Origin of the sequence: Mycobacterium sp. IS-2888, assembly GCF_001954215.1 — a bacterium.
Lineage (GTDB): Bacteria > Actinomycetota > Actinomycetes > Mycobacteriales > Mycobacteriaceae > Mycobacterium.
Genome location: NZ_MBET01000065.1, coordinates 54376 through 70996 on the forward strand (window position 1 = coordinate 54376; position 16621 = coordinate 70996).

17 protein-coding genes are annotated in these 16621 nt (G+C 67.7%); 10 read left to right on the top strand and 7 right to left on the bottom strand.

The annotated features are described in order from the left end of the window. The first annotated feature begins 8 nt into the window (after positions 1–8). Positions 9–449 (top strand): Hsp20/alpha crystallin family protein, encoded by a 441-nt coding sequence (locus A5745_RS11150; protein ID WP_076116094.1) that lies wholly within the window; start codon positions 9–11, stop codon positions 447–449. Positions 450–556: 107 nt separating this feature from the next. Here A5745_RS11150 and A5745_RS11155 read toward each other — a convergent pair whose 3' ends face one another. Next, positions 557–1318, bottom strand: a complete 762-nt coding sequence (locus A5745_RS11155) for an isocitrate lyase/phosphoenolpyruvate mutase family protein (protein WP_076116068.1) — start codon at positions 1316–1318, stop codon at positions 557–559. 112 nt (positions 1319–1430) lie between these two features. On the opposite strand from A5745_RS11155, the gene A5745_RS11160 reads away from it, so the two are divergent. From A5745_RS11160 to A5745_RS11175, 4 genes are all read left to right on the top strand, one after another. After that, entirely contained in the window at positions 1431–1736 is a 306-nt protein-coding gene (locus A5745_RS11160) for a hypothetical protein (RefSeq protein ID WP_076058289.1), read from the top strand. A gap of 78 nt (positions 1737–1814) precedes the next feature. Further along, on the top strand, positions 1815–2642 hold the full coding sequence (locus A5745_RS11165; RefSeq protein ID WP_076116069.1) for a hypothetical protein: 828 nt from the start codon (positions 1815–1817) through the stop codon (positions 2640–2642). 40 nt (positions 2643–2682) lie between these two features. Beyond that, entirely contained in the window at positions 2683–4602 is a 1920-nt protein-coding gene (locus tag A5745_RS11170; protein ID WP_076116070.1) for a fumarate reductase/succinate dehydrogenase flavoprotein subunit, read from the top strand. After that, entirely contained in the window at positions 4599–5345 is a 747-nt protein-coding gene (locus A5745_RS11175; protein WP_076058283.1) for a succinate dehydrogenase/fumarate reductase iron-sulfur subunit, read from the top strand. The genes A5745_RS11170 and A5745_RS11175 overlap by 4 nt, the downstream gene beginning before the upstream one ends. A gap of 6 nt (positions 5346–5351) precedes the next feature. Here the strand turns inward: A5745_RS11175 and A5745_RS11180 are convergent, their stop codons facing one another. After that, a complete protein-coding gene (locus A5745_RS11180; protein ID WP_076058281.1) occupies positions 5352–5840 on the bottom strand; it encodes a flavin reductase family protein in 489 nt (162 codons plus the stop codon). 39 nt (positions 5841–5879) lie between these two features. Next, the gene (locus tag A5745_RS11185) at positions 5880–6899 is read right to left on the bottom strand and encodes an isopenicillin N synthase family oxygenase (RefSeq protein ID WP_076116071.1); all 1020 of its coding nucleotides are present in this window, start codon (positions 6897–6899) and stop codon (positions 5880–5882) included. Positions 6900–7092: 193 nt separating this feature from the next. Between A5745_RS11185 and A5745_RS11190 the strand changes: the two genes are divergently transcribed. Further along, a complete protein-coding gene (locus A5745_RS11190; protein ID WP_076058278.1) occupies positions 7093–8928 on the top strand; it encodes an acyl-CoA dehydrogenase in 1836 nt (611 codons plus the stop codon). Between the two features lie 322 nt (positions 8929–9250). Here the strand turns inward: A5745_RS11190 and A5745_RS11195 are convergent, their stop codons facing one another. Beyond that, complete coding sequence (locus tag A5745_RS11195; protein WP_076116072.1) at positions 9251–10567, bottom strand: acetyl-CoA C-acetyltransferase; 1317 nt, start codon at positions 10565–10567, stop codon at positions 9251–9253. A gap of 148 nt (positions 10568–10715) precedes the next feature. On the opposite strand from A5745_RS11195, the gene A5745_RS11200 reads away from it, so the two are divergent. Together A5745_RS11200 and A5745_RS11205 are read left to right on the top strand one after the other, a co-directional pair. Then, positions 10716–12080: a 3-oxoacyl-ACP reductase gene (locus A5745_RS11200; protein ID WP_076116073.1), complete on the top strand. Its 1365-nt coding sequence runs from the start codon at positions 10716–10718 to the stop codon at positions 12078–12080. Positions 12081–12096: 16 nt separating this feature from the next. Then, complete coding sequence (locus A5745_RS11205) at positions 12097–12942, top strand: MaoC/PaaZ C-terminal domain-containing protein (protein WP_076116074.1); 846 nt, start codon at positions 12097–12099, stop codon at positions 12940–12942. Here A5745_RS11205 and A5745_RS11210 read toward each other — a convergent pair. The 3 genes from A5745_RS11210 to A5745_RS11220 are packed head-to-tail and all read right to left on the bottom strand — an operon-like array spanning position 12939 to position 16030. Beyond that, on the bottom strand, positions 12939–14189 hold the full coding sequence (locus tag A5745_RS11210; protein ID WP_076116075.1) for a chloride channel protein: 1251 nt from the start codon (positions 14187–14189) through the stop codon (positions 12939–12941). The two genes, A5745_RS11205 and A5745_RS11210, sit on opposite strands and share 4 nt — an antisense overlap. Positions 14190–14204: 15 nt before the next feature. After that, positions 14205–14846 carry a TetR/AcrR family transcriptional regulator gene (locus A5745_RS11215; protein WP_076058269.1) on the bottom strand — a complete coding sequence of 214 codons (642 nt, stop codon included), beginning with the start codon at positions 14844–14846 and terminating at the stop codon, positions 14205–14207. 50 nt (positions 14847–14896) lie between these two features. Continuing rightward, positions 14897–16030, bottom strand: coding sequence for a glycoside hydrolase family 3 N-terminal domain-containing protein (locus A5745_RS11220; protein WP_076116076.1), 1134 nt, complete (start codon positions 16028–16030; stop codon positions 14897–14899). A 111-nt stretch (positions 16031–16141) separates the two neighbouring features. Here A5745_RS11220 and A5745_RS11225 point away from each other — a divergent pair, with 111 nt between their 5' ends. Together A5745_RS11225 and A5745_RS11230 are read left to right on the top strand one after the other, a co-directional pair. After that, a complete protein-coding gene (locus tag A5745_RS11225) occupies positions 16142–16339 on the top strand; it encodes a DUF2613 domain-containing protein (protein ID WP_076058265.1) in 198 nt (65 codons plus the stop codon). 92 nt (positions 16340–16431) lie between these two features. Continuing rightward, positions 16432–16605, top strand: coding sequence for a DUF2613 domain-containing protein (locus A5745_RS11230; protein ID WP_065443914.1), 174 nt, complete (start codon positions 16432–16434; stop codon positions 16603–16605). Positions 16606–16621 lie beyond the last annotated feature (16 nt).

Below are 16621 nucleotides of genomic sequence, written 5' to 3' on the forward strand. Positions count from 1 at the left end.
AGACGAACATGAGTAACCTCGCATTGTGGTCGCGACCGGCCTGGGACACCGACCGGTGGCTGCGCGACTTTTTCGGTCCCGCCGCGACGGCGGACTGGTTTAAGCCGGTAACCAGTGGGTTTACGCCCGCCGCGGAGATCGTCAAGGAGGGCGACGACGCGGTGGTGCGCTTGGAACTGCCCGGCGTCGACGTCGACAAGGACGTCAACGTCGAGGTGGAGAATGGCCGCCTGGTTATCCATGGCGAACACCGTGACGAGCGCTCCGAGGAGGAGAACGGTCGCACTTTGCGTGAGATTCGTTACGGTTCGTTCCGCCGGTCGTTCCAGCTGCCCGGCCACGTCACCAGCGAGGCCGTCGCGGCTTCCTACGACGCCGGCGTGCTGACGGTCCGGGTCACCGGCGCGTACGCGGGGGCCCAGGCACAGCGCATCGCGATCAGTAAGTAATTCGGGAAATCAAGAGTGAATCCGGCGGGGCCGCAACGGCTTCGCCGGATTCATTGCATTCGGCCAATACCAAAACCTTTGACCGACAACGATTCCCGTTCCTGCGGTCAACTCCAGCGGGCGAGCAGCTCGCGCGCCCTGCCGGCGAGTGCGGCCTGCAGGAACGGGCCGAAGCTGATCCGGCCGACGCCCAGCGGGCCGAATGACGCCGGGTCATCCTGATCGGGCAGCGCGATCGCGTTGATCGGCAGCGGCAACTCGGTGGCCAAGCGCCGCAACGTCTCCGGGTCGTGCCGTCCCACCGGGTAGAGCACATCGGCGCCCGCGGCGGCGGCCTCGGTCAGGCGCGCCACGGCCCTGTCGACGCGGTCGGCGTCGTCGCCGTCCCTGCGCAGGAAGAGATCGGTGCGGGCGTTGATCACGACATGGACCCCGGCCGCGTCGGCGGCCGACCGCAGCGCGCCCACCAGTTCGGCGTGTTCGGCGGCCGACCGCAGCCGCTTGCCCTCGGAGTGCACGGTGTCCTCGATGTTCAGCCCGACGGCGCCCACGCTGAGCAGGCCCTCGATCAGACGCCCGGCCGGCTGGCCGTAGCCCGACTCGATGTCCACCGATACCGGGGCGTCGACGGCCGCGGTGATCTGGGCGACCCGGGTCAGGACGTCGTCGAACGACATGCCCTCGCCGTCCGGTTTGCCGATCGAATCCGCAAGCGGATGGCTGCCGACGGTCAGCGCGACGAATCCCGCGTCCGTGGCGAGGCGTGCGGACCAGGCATCCCACACGGTCGGAAGGATGACCGGGTTGCCCGGCCGATGCAGTTCGAGCAGCGCGGCGGCGCGCCGCGCCAGTGCGGTCTGACCTGTCATGGTGTTTGCCCCCTAGGGCGTGCGGGGTGACCTGCCTCACGTGCGGTCGGCGGGGTGGATAGTATCGGGAGCGTACTGTGATCCGTAACACTCGTCCGCACTAGGAGATCCGTTGTCGAGCCCCGCTGACACCACCGAACTCGCCGAACTTCACGACCTCATCGGCAGTTTGCGGCGGTGCGTGAGCTCCTTGAAGGCGCGCTACGGCGACAGCCCGGCGCTGCGGCGCATCGTGATCGACGCCGACCGGATCCTGTCCGACATCGAACTGCTCGATACCGACGTCTCCGAATTGGATTTGGCTCGCGCCACGGTGCAGCAGTCCGGCGAGAAGATCACCATTCCCGACACCCAGTACGACACCGACTTCTGGCGCGATGTCGACGACGAGGGTGTCGGGGGTCACAGCAGGTCCTGACAACCCAAGCCCCCCGTAAAAGGGAGGGCTCTGTCTGTGTACCCTTCGACCAACAGCCCGTTCGAAGAGGAACACTAGATGAGCGCACCCACGGCGAACCGTCCTGCGTCGGGTGTCTTTTCACCCACGCGCGCCCAGATCGAGCAACGGACCCTACGCACCGACCGGTGGTGGATGTCGCCACTGCGGGTCGACCTGGGCTTCGCCGCGTTCCTCATCTACGCGATAGCGCGGGGGTTGCAGAAGAACTACTTCTTTGTCCCGCAGTACCACTACCTGACGCCGTTCTACTCGCCGTGCATGAGCAAGGCCTGCGGTGCGGCCAGCGAGTTCTGGCCGCAGTTCCTGCCGAACTGGTGGTTCGTGCCGTACGCGGCGATGTCACTGCCGTTCCTGCTGCTGTTCAGGCTGACCTGTTACTACTACCGCGGCGCCTACTACCGCTCGGTGTGGCAGTCGCCCACCTCCTGCGCGGTGGCCGAGCCGCGCGTCCACTACACCGGCGAGACCAGATTGCCGCTGATCATTCAGAACAGCCACCGGTACTTCTTCTATGTCGCCGCCATCATCTCGGTGATCAACTCCTACGACGCGATCGTCGCGTTCCAGTCCGAATCCGGCCCGCACGGCTTCGGCTTCGGGCTGGGCAACGTCATCCTGGTCGGCAACGTCGTCATGCTGTGGATCTACACGCTGTCCTGCCACTCGTGCCGGCACGTGACCGGCGGGCGACTCAAGCACTTCTCCAAAAACCCTGTGCGGTATTGGATCTGGACCCAGGTCAGCCGCATCAACACCCGACACAAGATGTACGCCTGGATCACGCTGGGCACGCTGATGCTCACCGATTTCTACATCGCGCTGGTGGCCAGCGGCACCATCACCGACTTGAGATTTGTTGGCTGAAAAGCCAATTCGCTGATTACTAGACTGAGCGAGGGTTTTCATGGCTGAGGTCGAACGGCACAACTACGACGTCGTCGTCATTGGTGCCGGCGGCGCTGGTTTGCGTGCGGTCATCGAGGCGCGCGAGCGTGGCCTCAAGGTCGCGGTGGTGTCCAAATCCCTGTTCGGCAAGGCCCACACGGTGATGGCCGAGGGTGGCTGCGCGGCGTCCATGGGCAACACCAACCCCAAGGACAATTGGAAGACCCACTTCGGCGACACCATGCGCGGCGGGAAGTTCCTCAACAACTGGCGGATGGCAGAGCTGCACGCCAAGGAGGCACCGGACCGGGTCTGGGAGCTGGAGACCTATGGCGCGCTGTTCGACCGCACTAAGGACGGAAAGATCAGCCAGCGCAACTTCGGCGGCCACACCTACCCCCGCCTGGCACACGTCGGCGACCGCACCGGCCTGGAGCTGATTCGCACGATGCAGCAGAAGATCGTCTCGCTGCAGCAGGAGGATTACGCCGAACTCGGCGACTACGAGGCGCGCATCCGGGTGTTCGCCGAGTGCACGATCACCGAGCTACTCAAAGACGGCGACGTGATCTCCGGAGCCTTCGGCTATTGGCGCGAAAGTGGAAAGTTCGTCGTGTTCGAGGCCCCGGCCGTGGTGCTGGCCACCGGCGGAATCGGCAAGTCGTTCAAGGTGACCTCGAACTCCTGGGAGTACACCGGTGACGGGCACGCGCTGGCGCTGCGGGCCGGCGCGTCGCTGATCAACATGGAGTTCGTGCAATTCCACCCGACGGGCATGGTGTGGCCGCCGAGCGTGAAGGGCATCCTGGTCACCGAAGGCGTCCGCGGTGACGGCGGCGTGCTGAAGAGCTCCGACGGCAAGCGGTTCATGTTCGAGTACATCCCGCCGGTGTTCAAGGGCCAGTACGCCGAAACCGAGCAAGAGGCCGACCAGTGGCTCAAGGACAACGACTCGGCCCGTCGCACCCCGGACCTATTGCCCCGTGACGAGGTTGCGCGCGCGATCAACTCGGAGGTCAAAGCCGGCCGCGGCACCCCGCACGGCGGGGTTTACCTCGACATCGCCTCCCGGCTCACACCCGAGGAGATCAAGCGGCGGCTGCCGTCGATGTATCACCAGTTCAAGGAGCTGGCCGGGGTCGACATCACCAGGGAGCCAATGGAAGTCGGGCCGACCTGTCACTACGTGATGGGCGGTGTCGAGGTCGACGCCGACACCGGCGCGGCCACGGTCCCCGGGCTGTTCGCCGCCGGCGAGTGCTCCGGCGGCATGCACGGCTCCAACCGGCTGGGCGGCAATTCGCTGTCGGACCTGTTGGTGTTCGGCCGCCGCGCCGGCCTCGGCGCCGCGGACTATGCGCGGGCGCTGAGCCACCGCCCTGCCGTCTCCGAGGAGGCCATCGACGCCGCGGCGAAACGGGCGCTCGCCCCCTTCGAGGGACCGACGAACGGCGACACCGCCGAGAACCCCTACACGCTGCAGCTCGAACTGCAGCAGTCGATGAACGACCTGGTGGGCATCATCCGCAAGGCGGACGAAATCTCCCAGGCCCTCGAGCGGCTCGACAAGCTGCGCAAGCGTTTCAAGAACATCCACGTGGAAGGCCATCGCCAGTACAACCCGGGCTGGAACCTGGCCCTCGATCTGCGCAACATGCTGCTGGTCAGCGAGTGTGTCGCGAAGGCCGCGCTGGCGCGCACCGAGAGCCGCGGCGGGCACACCCGCGACGATCACCCGTCGATGGACCCGTCGTGGCGCAAGGTGTTGCTGGTCTGCCGTGCGGCCGGCGGCGATGCCGTCGTTCCCGACGTCGAGATCACCCGCGAAGACCAGGTGCCGATGCGCGCCGATCTGCTGGAGCTCTTCGAGATCTCCGAGCTGGAGAAATACTTCACCGACGACGAGCTGGCCGAGCACCCAGGACGGAGAGGCGAATGACCTACAACGCGACCATGCGGGTGTGGCGCGGCGACGAGGCCGGCGGCGACCTGCAGGACTTCACTGTCGAGGTCAACGAGGGCGAGGTGGTGCTCGACATCATCCATCGCCTGCAGCAGACGCAGACCCCCGACCTCGCGGTGCGGTGGAATTGCAAGGCGGGCAAGTGCGGTTCCTGCTCCGCGGAGATCAACGGCATGCCGCGGCTGATGTGCATGACCCGGATGTCCACGTTCGCCGAGGACGAGATCGTGACCGTCACACCGCTGCGGACCTTCCCGGTGATTCGCGATCTGGTCACCGATGTCTCGTTCAACTACGAAAAGGCGCGCGAGATCCCGTCTTTCACGCCACCCAAGGAACTGCAGCCCGGCGAGTACCGCATGGCGCAAGTCGACGTGCAGCGCTCGCAGGAATTCCGCAAGTGCATCGAATGCTTTCTGTGCCAGAACGTCTGCCACGTGGTCCGCGACCACGAAGAAAACAAGAAGGCGTTCGCCGGGCCGCGCTTCCTGATGCGCATTGCCGAGCTGGAGATGCACCCGCTGGACACCCGGGACCGGCGCAACGACGCGCAGCAGGAGCACGGTTTGGGCTACTGCAACATCACCAAGTGCTGCACCGAGGTCTGCCCGGAGAACATCAAGATCACCGACAACGCGCTGATCCCGATGAAGGAACGCGTCGCCGACCGCAAATACGACCCCGTGGTGTGGTTGGGCAACAAGCTGTTTCGCCGCTGAGCGGCTTCAGGCGCCGAGACGCCGGAACCCGCTGCGGTGGAACACAATCGGCGCCACGTCGGCATCCACCGTCACCTCGCTGACGCGCAGCACCACGATGGTGTGATCCCCGGCCGGGATCATCTGCTCGATCGCGCTCTCCAGCCACAGCCCGGTGCCCTTGATGAAGACCGCGCCGGTGGTGGTGGACACCGTCTCCAGTCCCGCGAACCTGTCGCCGGTCTTGGCGGCCAGGGCGCGCGCGGCTTCGTCATGGGCCTCACCGAGCACGCTGATGCCCAGCATCGGCAGGTCCTTGAGCTTGGGCCACGTCGTCGACGTGTTCTGCACACAGAACGACACCAGCGGCGGGTCCAGCGAGACGGGAACAAAGGTGCTGGCCGCCAGCCCTTCCCGGGTTCCGTTGATCTCGGCGGCAATCGCCACCACACCGGACGGAAAATGTCCGAAGGCCTCACGGAGTGAGGACGGGGTCAGCTTCTTCGTTGAGTTCACCGGAGTTGATTCGCCCCTCGAGCCGACGACGGATTTCTCCTATCCGACCCTACTGGACGAGTATCCGTGCGCGTCAGCCACATCCGGGTGCGCCCGCAGTCTGCTCTTCCACGCGTTGCGGCCGTAAACAGCGAAGATCGGATCCGACGGGTCCGCGCTTGGGGACCAGTGCGCGTCGGTGCGCGCCGCGAGGTCGGCGGGTAGCGACAGCACCGGTATCTGCGCGTCGAGTCGCGGATTGAAGAAGAACGGCACCGAGATCCGCTCGGCCGCCGCCCCGCGCAGACTGACCCGGTGCTCGGTGGCGCGCAGGTAGCCCCCGGTGGCGACCTCGAGCAGCTCGCCGATGTTGACGATGAACGCCCCCTCGAGTGGTGGCACGTCGATCCAGCCGTCGTCGCGTCCCCGGGCGCGCCGCACCTGCAAGCCCGCGCTGCCCGGCTCGGCCAGCAGCAGCGTCAGCACCCCGGCGTCTCGGTGCGCACCCACGCCCTGCGGGCTGGACGCGCGGGCCGGGTAGCGGATGATCTTGATCAGCGTGGCCGGCGTTTCGGCGAAGGCCGCCTCGAACGCATCCGGCGGGCTGCCCAGCGAGGCGGCCCAGTGCCGGAGCAGCGTGCGCGCGACCGAGGAGAGTGCGGCGTCCCACTCGTCGACGATTCCGGGCAACTCGGGCAGCCCGGCGGGCCACTGGTTCGGGCCCTGCAACCATAGGTAGTCCGGCTTGCCCGGTCCCCCGATCGACGGGCGTTCAGGCCCGATGTCGATCTGCTCGCGCCAGTCCACCTCGCCGCGGGTCAGCTCGCCGCCCAGCCGGGTGTAGCCGCGGAAATGCGGGCTGCGGACCATCGCCACGGCGTCTTTGTCGGCCTGCGGCAGCGCGAACAGCTTGCGGGCGGCGTCGAGCACGCGGCGTGCCAGCGCCTGCGGCACGCCGTGGCCGAGCAGATAGAAGAACCCCACCTCGTGGGCGGCCTCGCGCAGGCTGCTGCGAAGTTGGCCGGAAGTGTGTCGCAGGTCCACCACGGGCACCGCCGTGGCGCGCCCCACACCAGTCATCCGTCCACCATAACCGCAGGTAGAAGGGGCACCACAACGCTGCCCAACCAGTTGGTTAATTAGATGGTGAAATCTAGCTCACACTCGCTTGCATCGGGCCGCCCGACCGCTATAGTTTGGCTGTGTTACTGGTGGGTAACTTAAGCCCAAGTACCCAACCACAACGTGGCAATTCTCAACGAGGAGGAGAGTAGTGAGCCACTACAAGAGCAACGTCCGTGACCAGGTATTCAACCTGTTCGAAGTGTTGGGCGTTGACCAGGCATTAGGCCAAGGCGAGTACGGCGACATCGACGCCGAAACCGCCCAGGAAATGCTCAACGAGATCAGCCGGCTGGCCGAGGGGCCCATCGCGGAATCCTTCGTCGAGGGCGACCGCAACCCGCCCGTTTTCGACCCCGCGACGCACTCCGTGACGCTGCCGGAATCCTTCAAGAAGTCGGTCCATGCCGTTCTGGAAGCCGGTTGGGACAAGGTCGGCCTCGACGAGGCCCTTGGCGGCACCCCGCTGCCTAAGCCGCTGCTGTGGGCGCTGCACGAGCACCTGTTGGGCGCCAACCCGGCGGTCTGGATGTACGCCGGCGGCGCGGGTTTCGCGCAGATCCTCTACCACCTCGGCACCGAGGAGCAGAAGAAGTGGGCCGTGATCGCCGCCGAGCGTGGCTGGGGATCGACCATGGTGCTCACCGAGCCGGACGCCGGCTCGGACGTGGGCGCTGGACGGACCAAGGCCATCCAGCAGGACGATGGCTCCTGGCACATCGAGGGCGTCAAGCGCTTCATCACCTCAGGTGACTCCGGCGACCTGTTCGAGAACATCTTCCACCTGGTGCTGGCCCGCCCCGAGGGCGCCGGCCCCGGCACCAAGGGCCTGTCGCTGTTCTTCGTGCCCAAGTTCCTGTTCGACTTCGAGACCGGTGAGATCGGCGAGCGTAACGGCGTCTTCGTCACCAATGTCGAGCACAAGATGGGTCTGAAGGTTTCCGCGACCTGTGAACTGTCGCTGGGCCAGCACGACGTGCCCGCCAAGGGCTGGCTGGTCGGCGAGGTGCACAACGGCATCGCGCAGATGTTCGAGGTCATCGAGCAGGCCCGGATGATGGTCGGCACCAAGGCGATCGCCACCCTGTCGACCGGTTACCTCAACGCGCTGGAGTACGCCAAGTCGCGCGTGCAGGGCGCCGATCTGACCCAGATGACCGACAAGACCGCGCCGCGCGTGACCATCACGCATCACCCCGACGTGCGCCGGTCGCTGATGACCCAGAAGGCTTACGCCGAGGGTCTGCGTGCGCTGTACCTCTACACCGCGACGTTCCAGGACGCGGCGGTCGCCGAGGCGCTGCACGGCGTGGACGCCGAGTTGGCCGTCAAGATCAACGATCTGATGCTGCCGGTGGTCAAGGGTGTGGGCTCCGAGCAGGCCTACGCGAAGCTGACCGAGAGCCTGCAGACGTTCGGTGGGTCCGGCTTCCTGCAGGACTACCCGATCGAGCAGTACATCCGCGACGCCAAGATCGACTCCCTCTACGAGGGCACCACCGCCATCCAGGCGCAGGACTTCTTCTTCCGCAAGATCGTCCGCGACAAGGGTGTGGCGCTGGCCCACGTGTCGGCCGAGATCCAGAAGTTCGTCGACAGCGAGTCCGGCAACGGGCGGCTGAAGACCGAGCGCGAGCTGCTGGGCAAGGCCCTGGCCGACGTCCAGGCGATGGCGGCCAGCCTCACCGGCTACCTGATGGCCGCGCAGGAGGACGTCACCAGCCTCTACAAGGTGGGCCTGGGCTCGGTGCGGTTCCTGATGAGCGTCGGTGACCTGATCATCGGCTGGTTGCTGCAGCGGCACGCCGCGGTGGCCCTGGCCGCGCTCGACGCCGGCGCCAGCGGTGCGGACCGGTCCTTCTACGAGGGCAAGATCGCGGTGGCCGCGTTCTTCGCGAAGAACTTCCTGCCGCTGTTGGCCAGCACCCGCGAGGTGATCGAGACGCTGGACAACGACATCATGGAGCTCGACGAGGCCGCCTTCTAGGTCGCTTCAAACAGGGTCCCCCGTTTCCACAGCGAAGCGGGGGATCCTGTGTTTGCGGGTGTCCGGGGTCGCCCGGGCGCACGAAAAAGGCCGCCGCTGGATCCCCTCACTCCAGCGGCGGCCCTTCTCGTACGCCCGTCGTACGTCTCTGACCGGCGGTCGCCTATGGGATACCCCGTGTTGCCGTCGGGGTCGGGGGGTCAGACCACAACACGGGGTTATCCGGCACATCGGATACCCAGGCGATTGCGTTACTAACCGACTGTGACGAAAATCATTTGCCCTGGCAGGCGCGCTGGGGCCCGGCGCCGGTTTAGCGCGGTCAAGCCTCCAGAATCGCGGCCACGCCCTGGCCGCCGGCCGCACAGATCGAAATCAGCGCCCGCGCCGGCCCGCCGCCGTCCGCCTTCTTCTCGGCGAGCTGCTTGGCCGCCTGGGCGAGAATCCGCCCCCCGGTCGCCGCGAACGGGTGGCCCGCGGCCAGCGACGAGCCGTTGACATTGAGCTTGGAGCGATCGATTGACCCCAGCGCGGCGTCCAGGCCCAGCCGCTCCTTGCAGTACTCCTCGGACTCCCACGCGGCCAGATGCGTCAGCACCACCGAGGCGAACGCCTCATGGATTTCGTAGAAGTCGAAGTCCTGCAGGCTGAGACCGTTTCTCGCCAGCAGCCGCGGCACCGCATACGTCGGTGCCATCAGCAGGCCGTCGCGCCCGTTGACGTAGTCGACGGCGGCGGTCTCGGCGTCCACCAGGTAGGCCAGCGGGGCCAGCGAATGTTCCTCGGCCCATTGTTCGCTGGCCAGCAGGGCCACCGAGGCGCCGTCGGTCAGCGGGGTCGAATTGCCCGCCGTCATCGTCGCGTCTCCGGCCTTGACGCCGAAAACCGGCCGCAGCGTGGCCAGCTTCTCGACGTTGGCCTCGGGCCGCAAGTTGTCGTCGCGGTACAACCCCAGGAACGGTGTGACGAGGTCGTCGAAGAAACCGCGGTCGTAGGCGTCGGCCATTTTGCGATGGCTGGCAACCGCGAGCTCGTCCTGGTCGACGCGCTTGATCCCCATTTGCTTGGCGGTGATGGCGGCGTGCTCGCCCATCGACAGCCCGGTGCGCGGCTCGCTGTTGGCGGGAATTTCGATGCCGAGGGTGGCCGGCAGCGTGCCCACCAGCTTCAGCCGCTGGACGTTGGACTTGGACCGGCGCAACTTCAGCAGGGTGCGACGCAGGTTGTCGCCCAGGCCGATCGGCGGGTCGGAGGTGGTGTCCACGCCGCCGGCGGCGGCGACGTCGTATCGGCCCGCCGCGATGCCGTCGGCGGCGGCGATCGCCGCCTGCAGGCCGGTACCGCAAGCCTGCTGCACATCGAACGCGGGGGTGTACGACGACAGCTCCGAACCAAGCACGCATTCGCGGGTCAGGTTGAAGTCGCGGCTGTGCTTGAGCACCGCGCCGCCGACCACCACGCCCAGCCGCTGGCCGCCCAGCCCGAACCGGTTCACCAGCCCGCCCAGGGCGGCGGTGAACATGTCCTGGTTGGACGCCTCGGCGTAGGCGCCGTCCGATCGCGCGAACGGGATGCGATTGCCGCCCAGCACGGCGACTTTCCGCCTGGCGGGGTTGGATTCAGAGCTTGCAGAGGCCACGTTTATCTCCGGTTATCAGTTTGGGGTCGGCCATTTAGGGCCATCCTACCCACTGTTCTTACCCTCCTTACTCTGCAGTAAGTTCGTCCTCGATACCGTTGGCCTAGACGGCACTGGTCGACCTAAAAAGAAAGCGGAAGGCAGCTCAGTGGCTCCCAATCGTTCGTCCGATCTGTTCTCGCAGATCGTCAATTCCGGACCCGGATCGTTTGTGGCGAAGCAACTCGGCGTGCCGCAACCCGAGCCCCTGCGCCGGTACGCCGCCGGTGATCCGCCGCTGACCGGATCCCTGCTGATCGGGGGTGCGGGCAGAGTGGTCGAGCCGCTGCGGGCGGCGCTGGAACGCGACTACGACCTGGTTGGCAACAACCTGGGCGGCCGCTGGGCCGACCAGTTCGGCGGGCTGGTTTTCGACGCCACCGGAATCACTACGCCGGCCGGACTCAAGGCGCTGCACGACTTCTTCACCCCTCTGCTGCGCAACCTGGGTCACTGCGCGCGCGTCGTGGTTGTCGGCACCACACCCGACCTGGCGGCAAGCACCGACGAGCGGATCGCGCAGCGCGCCCTGGAGGGCTTCACCCGCTCGCTGGGCAAGGAGGTCCGCAACGGAACGACGGTCGCGCTGGTGTACCTGTCGCCGGACGCGAAGCCGGCCGCGACGGGCCTGGAATCCACGCTGCGGTTCCTGCTGTCGGCCAAGTCGGCCTACGTCGACGGGCAGGTCTTCTACGTCGGCGCGGCCGACTCCACCCCACCTGCCGACTGGGACCGGCCGCTGGACGGCAAGGTCGCCATCGTGACCGGCGCGGCGCGGGGCATCGGCGCCTGCATTGCCGAGGTGTTCGCCCGCGACGGCGCCCGTGTGGTCGCGATCGACGTGGAGTCCGCCGCGGAGGCCCTCGCCGAAACCGCCAGCCGGGTCGGGGGCACCGCGCTGTGGCTCGATGTCACCGCCGACGACGCGGTCGACAAGATCACCGAGCACCTGCGCGACCACTACGCCGGGCACGCCGACATCTTGGTCAACAACGCCGGGATCACCCGCGACAAGCTGTTGGCCAACATGGACGATGCCCGCTGGGACGCCGTCCTGGCCGTCAATCTTCTCGCCCCGCAACGGCTTACCGAAGGACTGATCGGCAACGGCAGCATCGGCGAAGGCGGGCGGGTGATCGGCCTGTCGTCGATGGCCGGCATCGCGGGGAACCGCGGTCAGACGAACTATGCCACCACGAAGGCCGGCATGATCGGGCTCACCCAGGCGCTGGCTCCGGGACTCTACGACAAGGGCATCACGATCAACGCCGTCGCACCCGGATTCATCGAAACCCAGATGACGGCCGCCATCCCGCTGGCCACCCGCGAGGTGGGCCGCCGGATGAACTCGCTGCTGCAGGGCGGCCAGCCCGTCGACGTCGCCGAGACCATCGCCTACTTCGCCAGCCCGGCGTCAAACGCGGTGACCGGCAACGTGATTCGGGTCTGTGGCCAGGCGATGCTGGGCGCATAGGTTCGAGGGGAACGCGATGAATCAGCCAAGCGGCCTGAAGAACCTGCTGCGCGCCGCCGCCGGGGCGCTACCGTTGGTGCCCCGCTCCGACCAGTTGCCCAGCCGGACGGTGACCGTCGAGGAACTGCCGATCGACCAGACCAACGTGGCCGAGTATGCGTCGCTCGCCGGCCTGCGCTACGGCAACAACGTGCCGCTGACCTATCCGTTCGCGCTGACCTTTCCCGCCATGATGTCGCTGGTGACCGGGTTCGACTTCCCTTTCGCCGCAATGGGATCGGTGCACACCGAGAACCAGATCACGCAGTACCGGCCGATCGCGGTCACCGATACGGTGGGCGTGCGCGTGCACGCCGAGAACCTCCGCGAGCACCGCAAGGGCCTGCTGGTCGACCTGGTGACCGACGTAAGCGTCGGCAACGAGACCGCGTGGCACCAGGTGACGACCTTCCTGCACCAGCAGCGCACCAGCCTGTCCGACGAGCCCAAGCCGCCGCCGCAGAAGCAGCCCAAGCTGCCCCCGCCGAGCACGGTGCTGCGGATTACCCCGGGCCAGATCCGGCGCTACGCCGTCGTCGGCGGGGATCACAATCCGATCCACACCAATCCGATCGCCGCCAAGCTGTTCGGATTTCCGACGGTCATCGCGCACGGGATGTTCACTGCCGCAGCGGTCTTGGCCAACATCGAAGGCATGCTTCCCGACGCCGTCACGTACTCCGTACGGTTCGGCAAGCCGGTGCTGCTGCCCGCCACCGCGGGACTCTACATCGACAGGGGCGACGACGGCGGCTGGGATCTTTCGCTGCGCAACATCGCCAAGGGCTACCCGCACCTGACCGGGACGGTCCGCGCGCTCTAGCCCGGGTGCGTCGAACCGCGGCCTAACACAAGCACTTTCAGGCCGTGCGCGCCGCAGGCGGTCAGCAGGAAAACGAGGAACAGCCAGAGCGGGGGCCGCGCGAGTTCCCAGACGAAGATCGCGGCCCAGATCGGTGAGCCCTGGGTAACCGCGAGCACGCCCGCGGCGCCGCTCAGCGACACCGCCGGCACATGCAGGTGCGTCCCGGCCAGCCAATTGACCGTCAGCACCAGGACCGCCCCCGCCGCCGCGCCGGTCGCCAGCGACGGAGTGAGCATTCCGCCGGCGCCGCCGGCGCGCAGGTACAGCGCGGTCAGCAGCGGCTTCAGGACCAGGATGACGGCGGCCGCCGACAGCGTCATCCCGCTGGCCAGGCTGACCGTCAGGATGCTGCGGCCGTTGCCGGGCAGCTCGGGCCACCAGTGCGAGCAGATGCCCGTCGCCAGGCCCGCGACGGCGAGGGCGGGGATCAGCACCCAGGTCCGCATCAGGCGGGCCGGGCGCGCGGCGGCCATGAGCCGGTTGAACGCCAGCCCAACCACCATGGCCAGCGGCGCCAACGCCAGCCCGTGCGCGGTCACGAGATACGTCGACTCGCCGACGGGCCACTTGAGGTCGGGTTGATCGCCGGTGAGGGCCGAGCCGATCGCGACCGCGAGGCTGGACGACAGCAGCGCCGCGCCCACCGCTCGCGGATGCCAGGTGTTGAGCATGATCCGCGCCGAGAACAGCGCGCCGGCCAGCGGGACGGCGTAGACCGCACCCAGCCCCGCGCCGGCGGCGCACGCCAGCAGGATCTCGCGGTCGCGCGCCGACAGCCGCCTCAGCCACTCGGTGCCCAAATCGCCTAAGGCAGCGGCAAATTGGCGTGGTGCTCCCTCCCGGCCGAGGGATGCCCCGGAGCCGACGAGCAGCACCTGCAGCATGGCATCGACGCTCCACGACAGGCGCGGAATCCGGCCACCGCCCGCAATGGTTTCCGCCAGCGGTGGCACGTCGCTTCGGCGCCGCAGGATCCACCAGCCGACGGCCGCCAGCACGCCGCCGACCATCGGCCCCACCGCGCGGCGGACGGGGCTGCTGCCCGTGATGCCGGCCAGCAGCGTGCCGAAGCTGTAGTGGTAGGTGACGTGCTCGACGAAGCGCAGCACCTCCGTCGTCGCGAGTCCGGCGAACCCGGCGAGCAGGCCGACGATGACCACCGCGCAAAAGAACTCGAGGTTGCGGCGGCGCAGGGGTTCGGCCACCGCACGAATGTATGTCTAGCCGGCCGCGGCGTTTGAGCCGCCCGCCTCGGCGGCGGCTTCGCGGCCCTCGGGCCCGCCGCGCAGGCCGTGCCAGAACAGGTCGATCATCAGCTGGGCCGCCTCGTCGACGTCGATGTCGCCGGTGGACAGCCGGTTGGCCATCGCTTCGCCCGCGCCCACCAGCGCCACCGCCATCATCTGGTAGTCGGTGTCCGGTCGTGGGGCGCGACTGCCGGCCTGCACCAGCCCGGCCACCAGCTCGATGATCTGCTCGCGTCCCTCGCGCACGGTATGCGCGAACGCCTGCGAGCTGATGGCCTGGGTGTACATCACGATCCACGACGCCCGATTGGCGTCGATGTAGCGCAGGAACGCCCCGATCGTGTTGCGCAGCATGTCCCTTGGGTTTTGCGTGAAGTCGATGTCGGCGCGCACCGCGTCGATGAACCGGCTCAGCTCGCGGTCCAGGCACGCGCCGAACAAGTCCTCCTTGGAGCCGTAATACAGGTACAGCATCGGCTTGGAGATCTCCGCCTCGGCGGCGATGGCGTCCATTGAAGTCTCGTGGTAGCCGTTGACCGAGAACATCTGCACGGCGGCGTCGAGCATCTGCTGTTCGCGGACGGCACGCGGTAGCCGCTTGGTCCCACCTGCCATCGCTAAGCCTCTCTAGCCCTCTGACTCCAGAGTAACGATGCCGTGGCGCGCTAGTGGCCGCACGCCTTATTGGGGCCCTTCATCGTCGCCACCCGCTGGAGCGACTCGTCCACGGCCGGCATCGTCAATTCGCCTGCGGCCACTGCCTTCTCGAGCCGGTCCAGGACTGCGGGCACCTCTTCGATGCTCACCCACAGCGCGACGTCGGTGCCCGCCTGCAGGGTGCGCAGCACCGCGTCGGAGACGCCGTACCGATCGGAGATCGCGGCCATGCTGGACAGGTCGTCGCTGAACACCGGCCCATTGAAGGGCGGCGCGCCGTATCCGGTGCCGGTGCGCAGCAGCTGCACCGCGGCCCGGCTCAGGCTCGCCGGGTCGTCGCCGGTCAGCCCGGGAACCTGCAGGTGACCGATCATGACTGCGACCGGGAGCTGACTCACCAGCGTCCGGTAGGGCACCAGGTCGTTGGCCTCCAGGTCGCTGAGCGGCGGCGTGACGACGCCGCCCTTGTGTGAGTCACCCGAGCCGTGCCCGTGGCCGGGGAAATGCTTGAGCACCGGCAGCAGTCCGGCGTCCCGCAGACCCTGCGCGTAGGCCCCGGCGTACGCGGTGACCGTGCCGGGATCGGCGCTGAACGAGCGGTCACCGATGACGCCGTCCGGGGCGTCAGTGACGTCGACCACCGGGGCGAAGTCGACGGTGATGCCCAGCTCGCGCATCTTTTTGCCACGGTCCAACTCCAGGTCGTGGACTTGCTGCACCGTCATGGTCTGCGCCAGCTGCCGGGCCGAGGGGGCCACCCCGATCAGCGACTTCAACCGCGAGACCCGGCCACCTTCTTCGTCGACACCCACCGCAAGCGGGAGGGGCCCCGCGCTGCGGGCGACCTCGGCCAGCCCGCCCTGGAAAATCGACAGGTCCGTCCAGCCGCCGATGATGATGCCGCCGACGTGGGAGTTGTTGACGACGGTCCGGGCCTCGTCGGCGTTCCGCACGCCCACCATCAGCAGCTGTGCCAGCTTGTCGCGGGTCGACAGCGCGGTCGTCGGGTCGCCGCACACCGGTGGCGCGGGAGCGGCCACCGGCTTGCTGACCGTCGACGAGGGGTGCCCTGCGGGGCCGTGGCCGCAGGCCGCCAGTACCGTCATGGCGGCCAGCACGGCCAGGATGCGCGGAAAAGCCATCGGGACATGTTGTCACGAACGGCGTTTCATCTCCGACGTCAGGGGGCATCAGCGGTACGTTGCCCTTCGACGGGGCCGGTACCCCAGTTGACTGGCAGGGAGGAGCCAGCGATGACCGGGTTCACACTGGCCGTCGCGGCCAGCATCGCGGCGGGCCTCTCGATCGGCGCCGCGGCGACCGTTGGCGTCACCCTCGCCGTGCACGACCACAGCGCGGCGCCCGTGCAAGGCCCACCACCTCCGTCCGCACCGCACCTGGTGAACTACGGCGACCGGTGCTTGCACGGGCATTGCATACCGTGGCCGTGAGGACGACTCGGGCACCGGGGCCGCGGCCGCGCTTCTGCTAGGTTGACGTTTGGGTTGCCCACCGTCCCGACCGCGAAGTCAAGGAGCCATCGATGAACCGGATCATTGCGCCCGCCGCCGCGAGCGTCGTGGTCGGACTGCTGCTGGGCGCGGCCGCGATCTTCGGGATCACGCTGATGGTGCAACAGGACACGAAGCCGCCACTCCCCGGGGGCGATCCGCAATCGTCAGTGCTCAACCGGGTCGAGTACGGCAACCGTAGCTAGCGGCGATCGCAAGCGC

Bases quoted from the DNA above. Each gene is read 5' to 3' on its own strand.
- A5745_RS11220 (WP_076116076.1), bottom strand. From the start codon at position 16,030: ATGGCTTTTCCGCGCATCCTGGCCGTGCTGGCCGCCATGACGGTACTG.
- A5745_RS11230 (WP_065443914.1), top strand. From the start codon at position 16,432: ATGAACCGGATCATTGCGCCCGCCGCCGCGAGCGTCGTGGTCGGACTG.
- A5745_RS11205 (WP_076116074.1), top strand. From the start codon at position 12,097: ATGAATCAGCCAAGCGGCCTGAAGAACCTGCTGCGCGCCGCCGCCGGG.
- A5745_RS11225 (WP_076058265.1), top strand. From the start codon at position 16,142: ATGACCGGGTTCACACTGGCCGTCGCGGCCAGCATCGCGGCGGGCCTC.
- A5745_RS11170 (WP_076116070.1), top strand. From the start codon at position 2,683: ATGGCTGAGGTCGAACGGCACAACTACGACGTCGTCGTCATTGGTGCC.
- A5745_RS11185 (WP_076116071.1), bottom strand. From the start codon at position 6,899: ATGACTGGTGTGGGGCGCGCCACGGCGGTGCCCGTGGTGGACCTGCGA.
- A5745_RS11150 (WP_076116094.1), top strand. From the start codon at position 9: ATGAGTAACCTCGCATTGTGGTCGCGACCGGCCTGGGACACCGACCGG.
- A5745_RS11175 (WP_076058283.1), top strand. From the start codon at position 4,599: ATGACCTACAACGCGACCATGCGGGTGTGGCGCGGCGACGAGGCCGGC.
- A5745_RS11165 (WP_076116069.1), top strand. From the start codon at position 1,815: ATGAGCGCACCCACGGCGAACCGTCCTGCGTCGGGTGTCTTTTCACCC.
- A5745_RS11215 (WP_076058269.1), bottom strand. From the start codon at position 14,846: ATGGCAGGTGGGACCAAGCGGCTACCGCGTGCCGTCCGCGAACAGCAG.
- A5745_RS11155 (WP_076116068.1), bottom strand. From the start codon at position 1,318: ATGACAGGTCAGACCGCACTGGCGCGGCGCGCCGCCGCGCTGCTCGAA.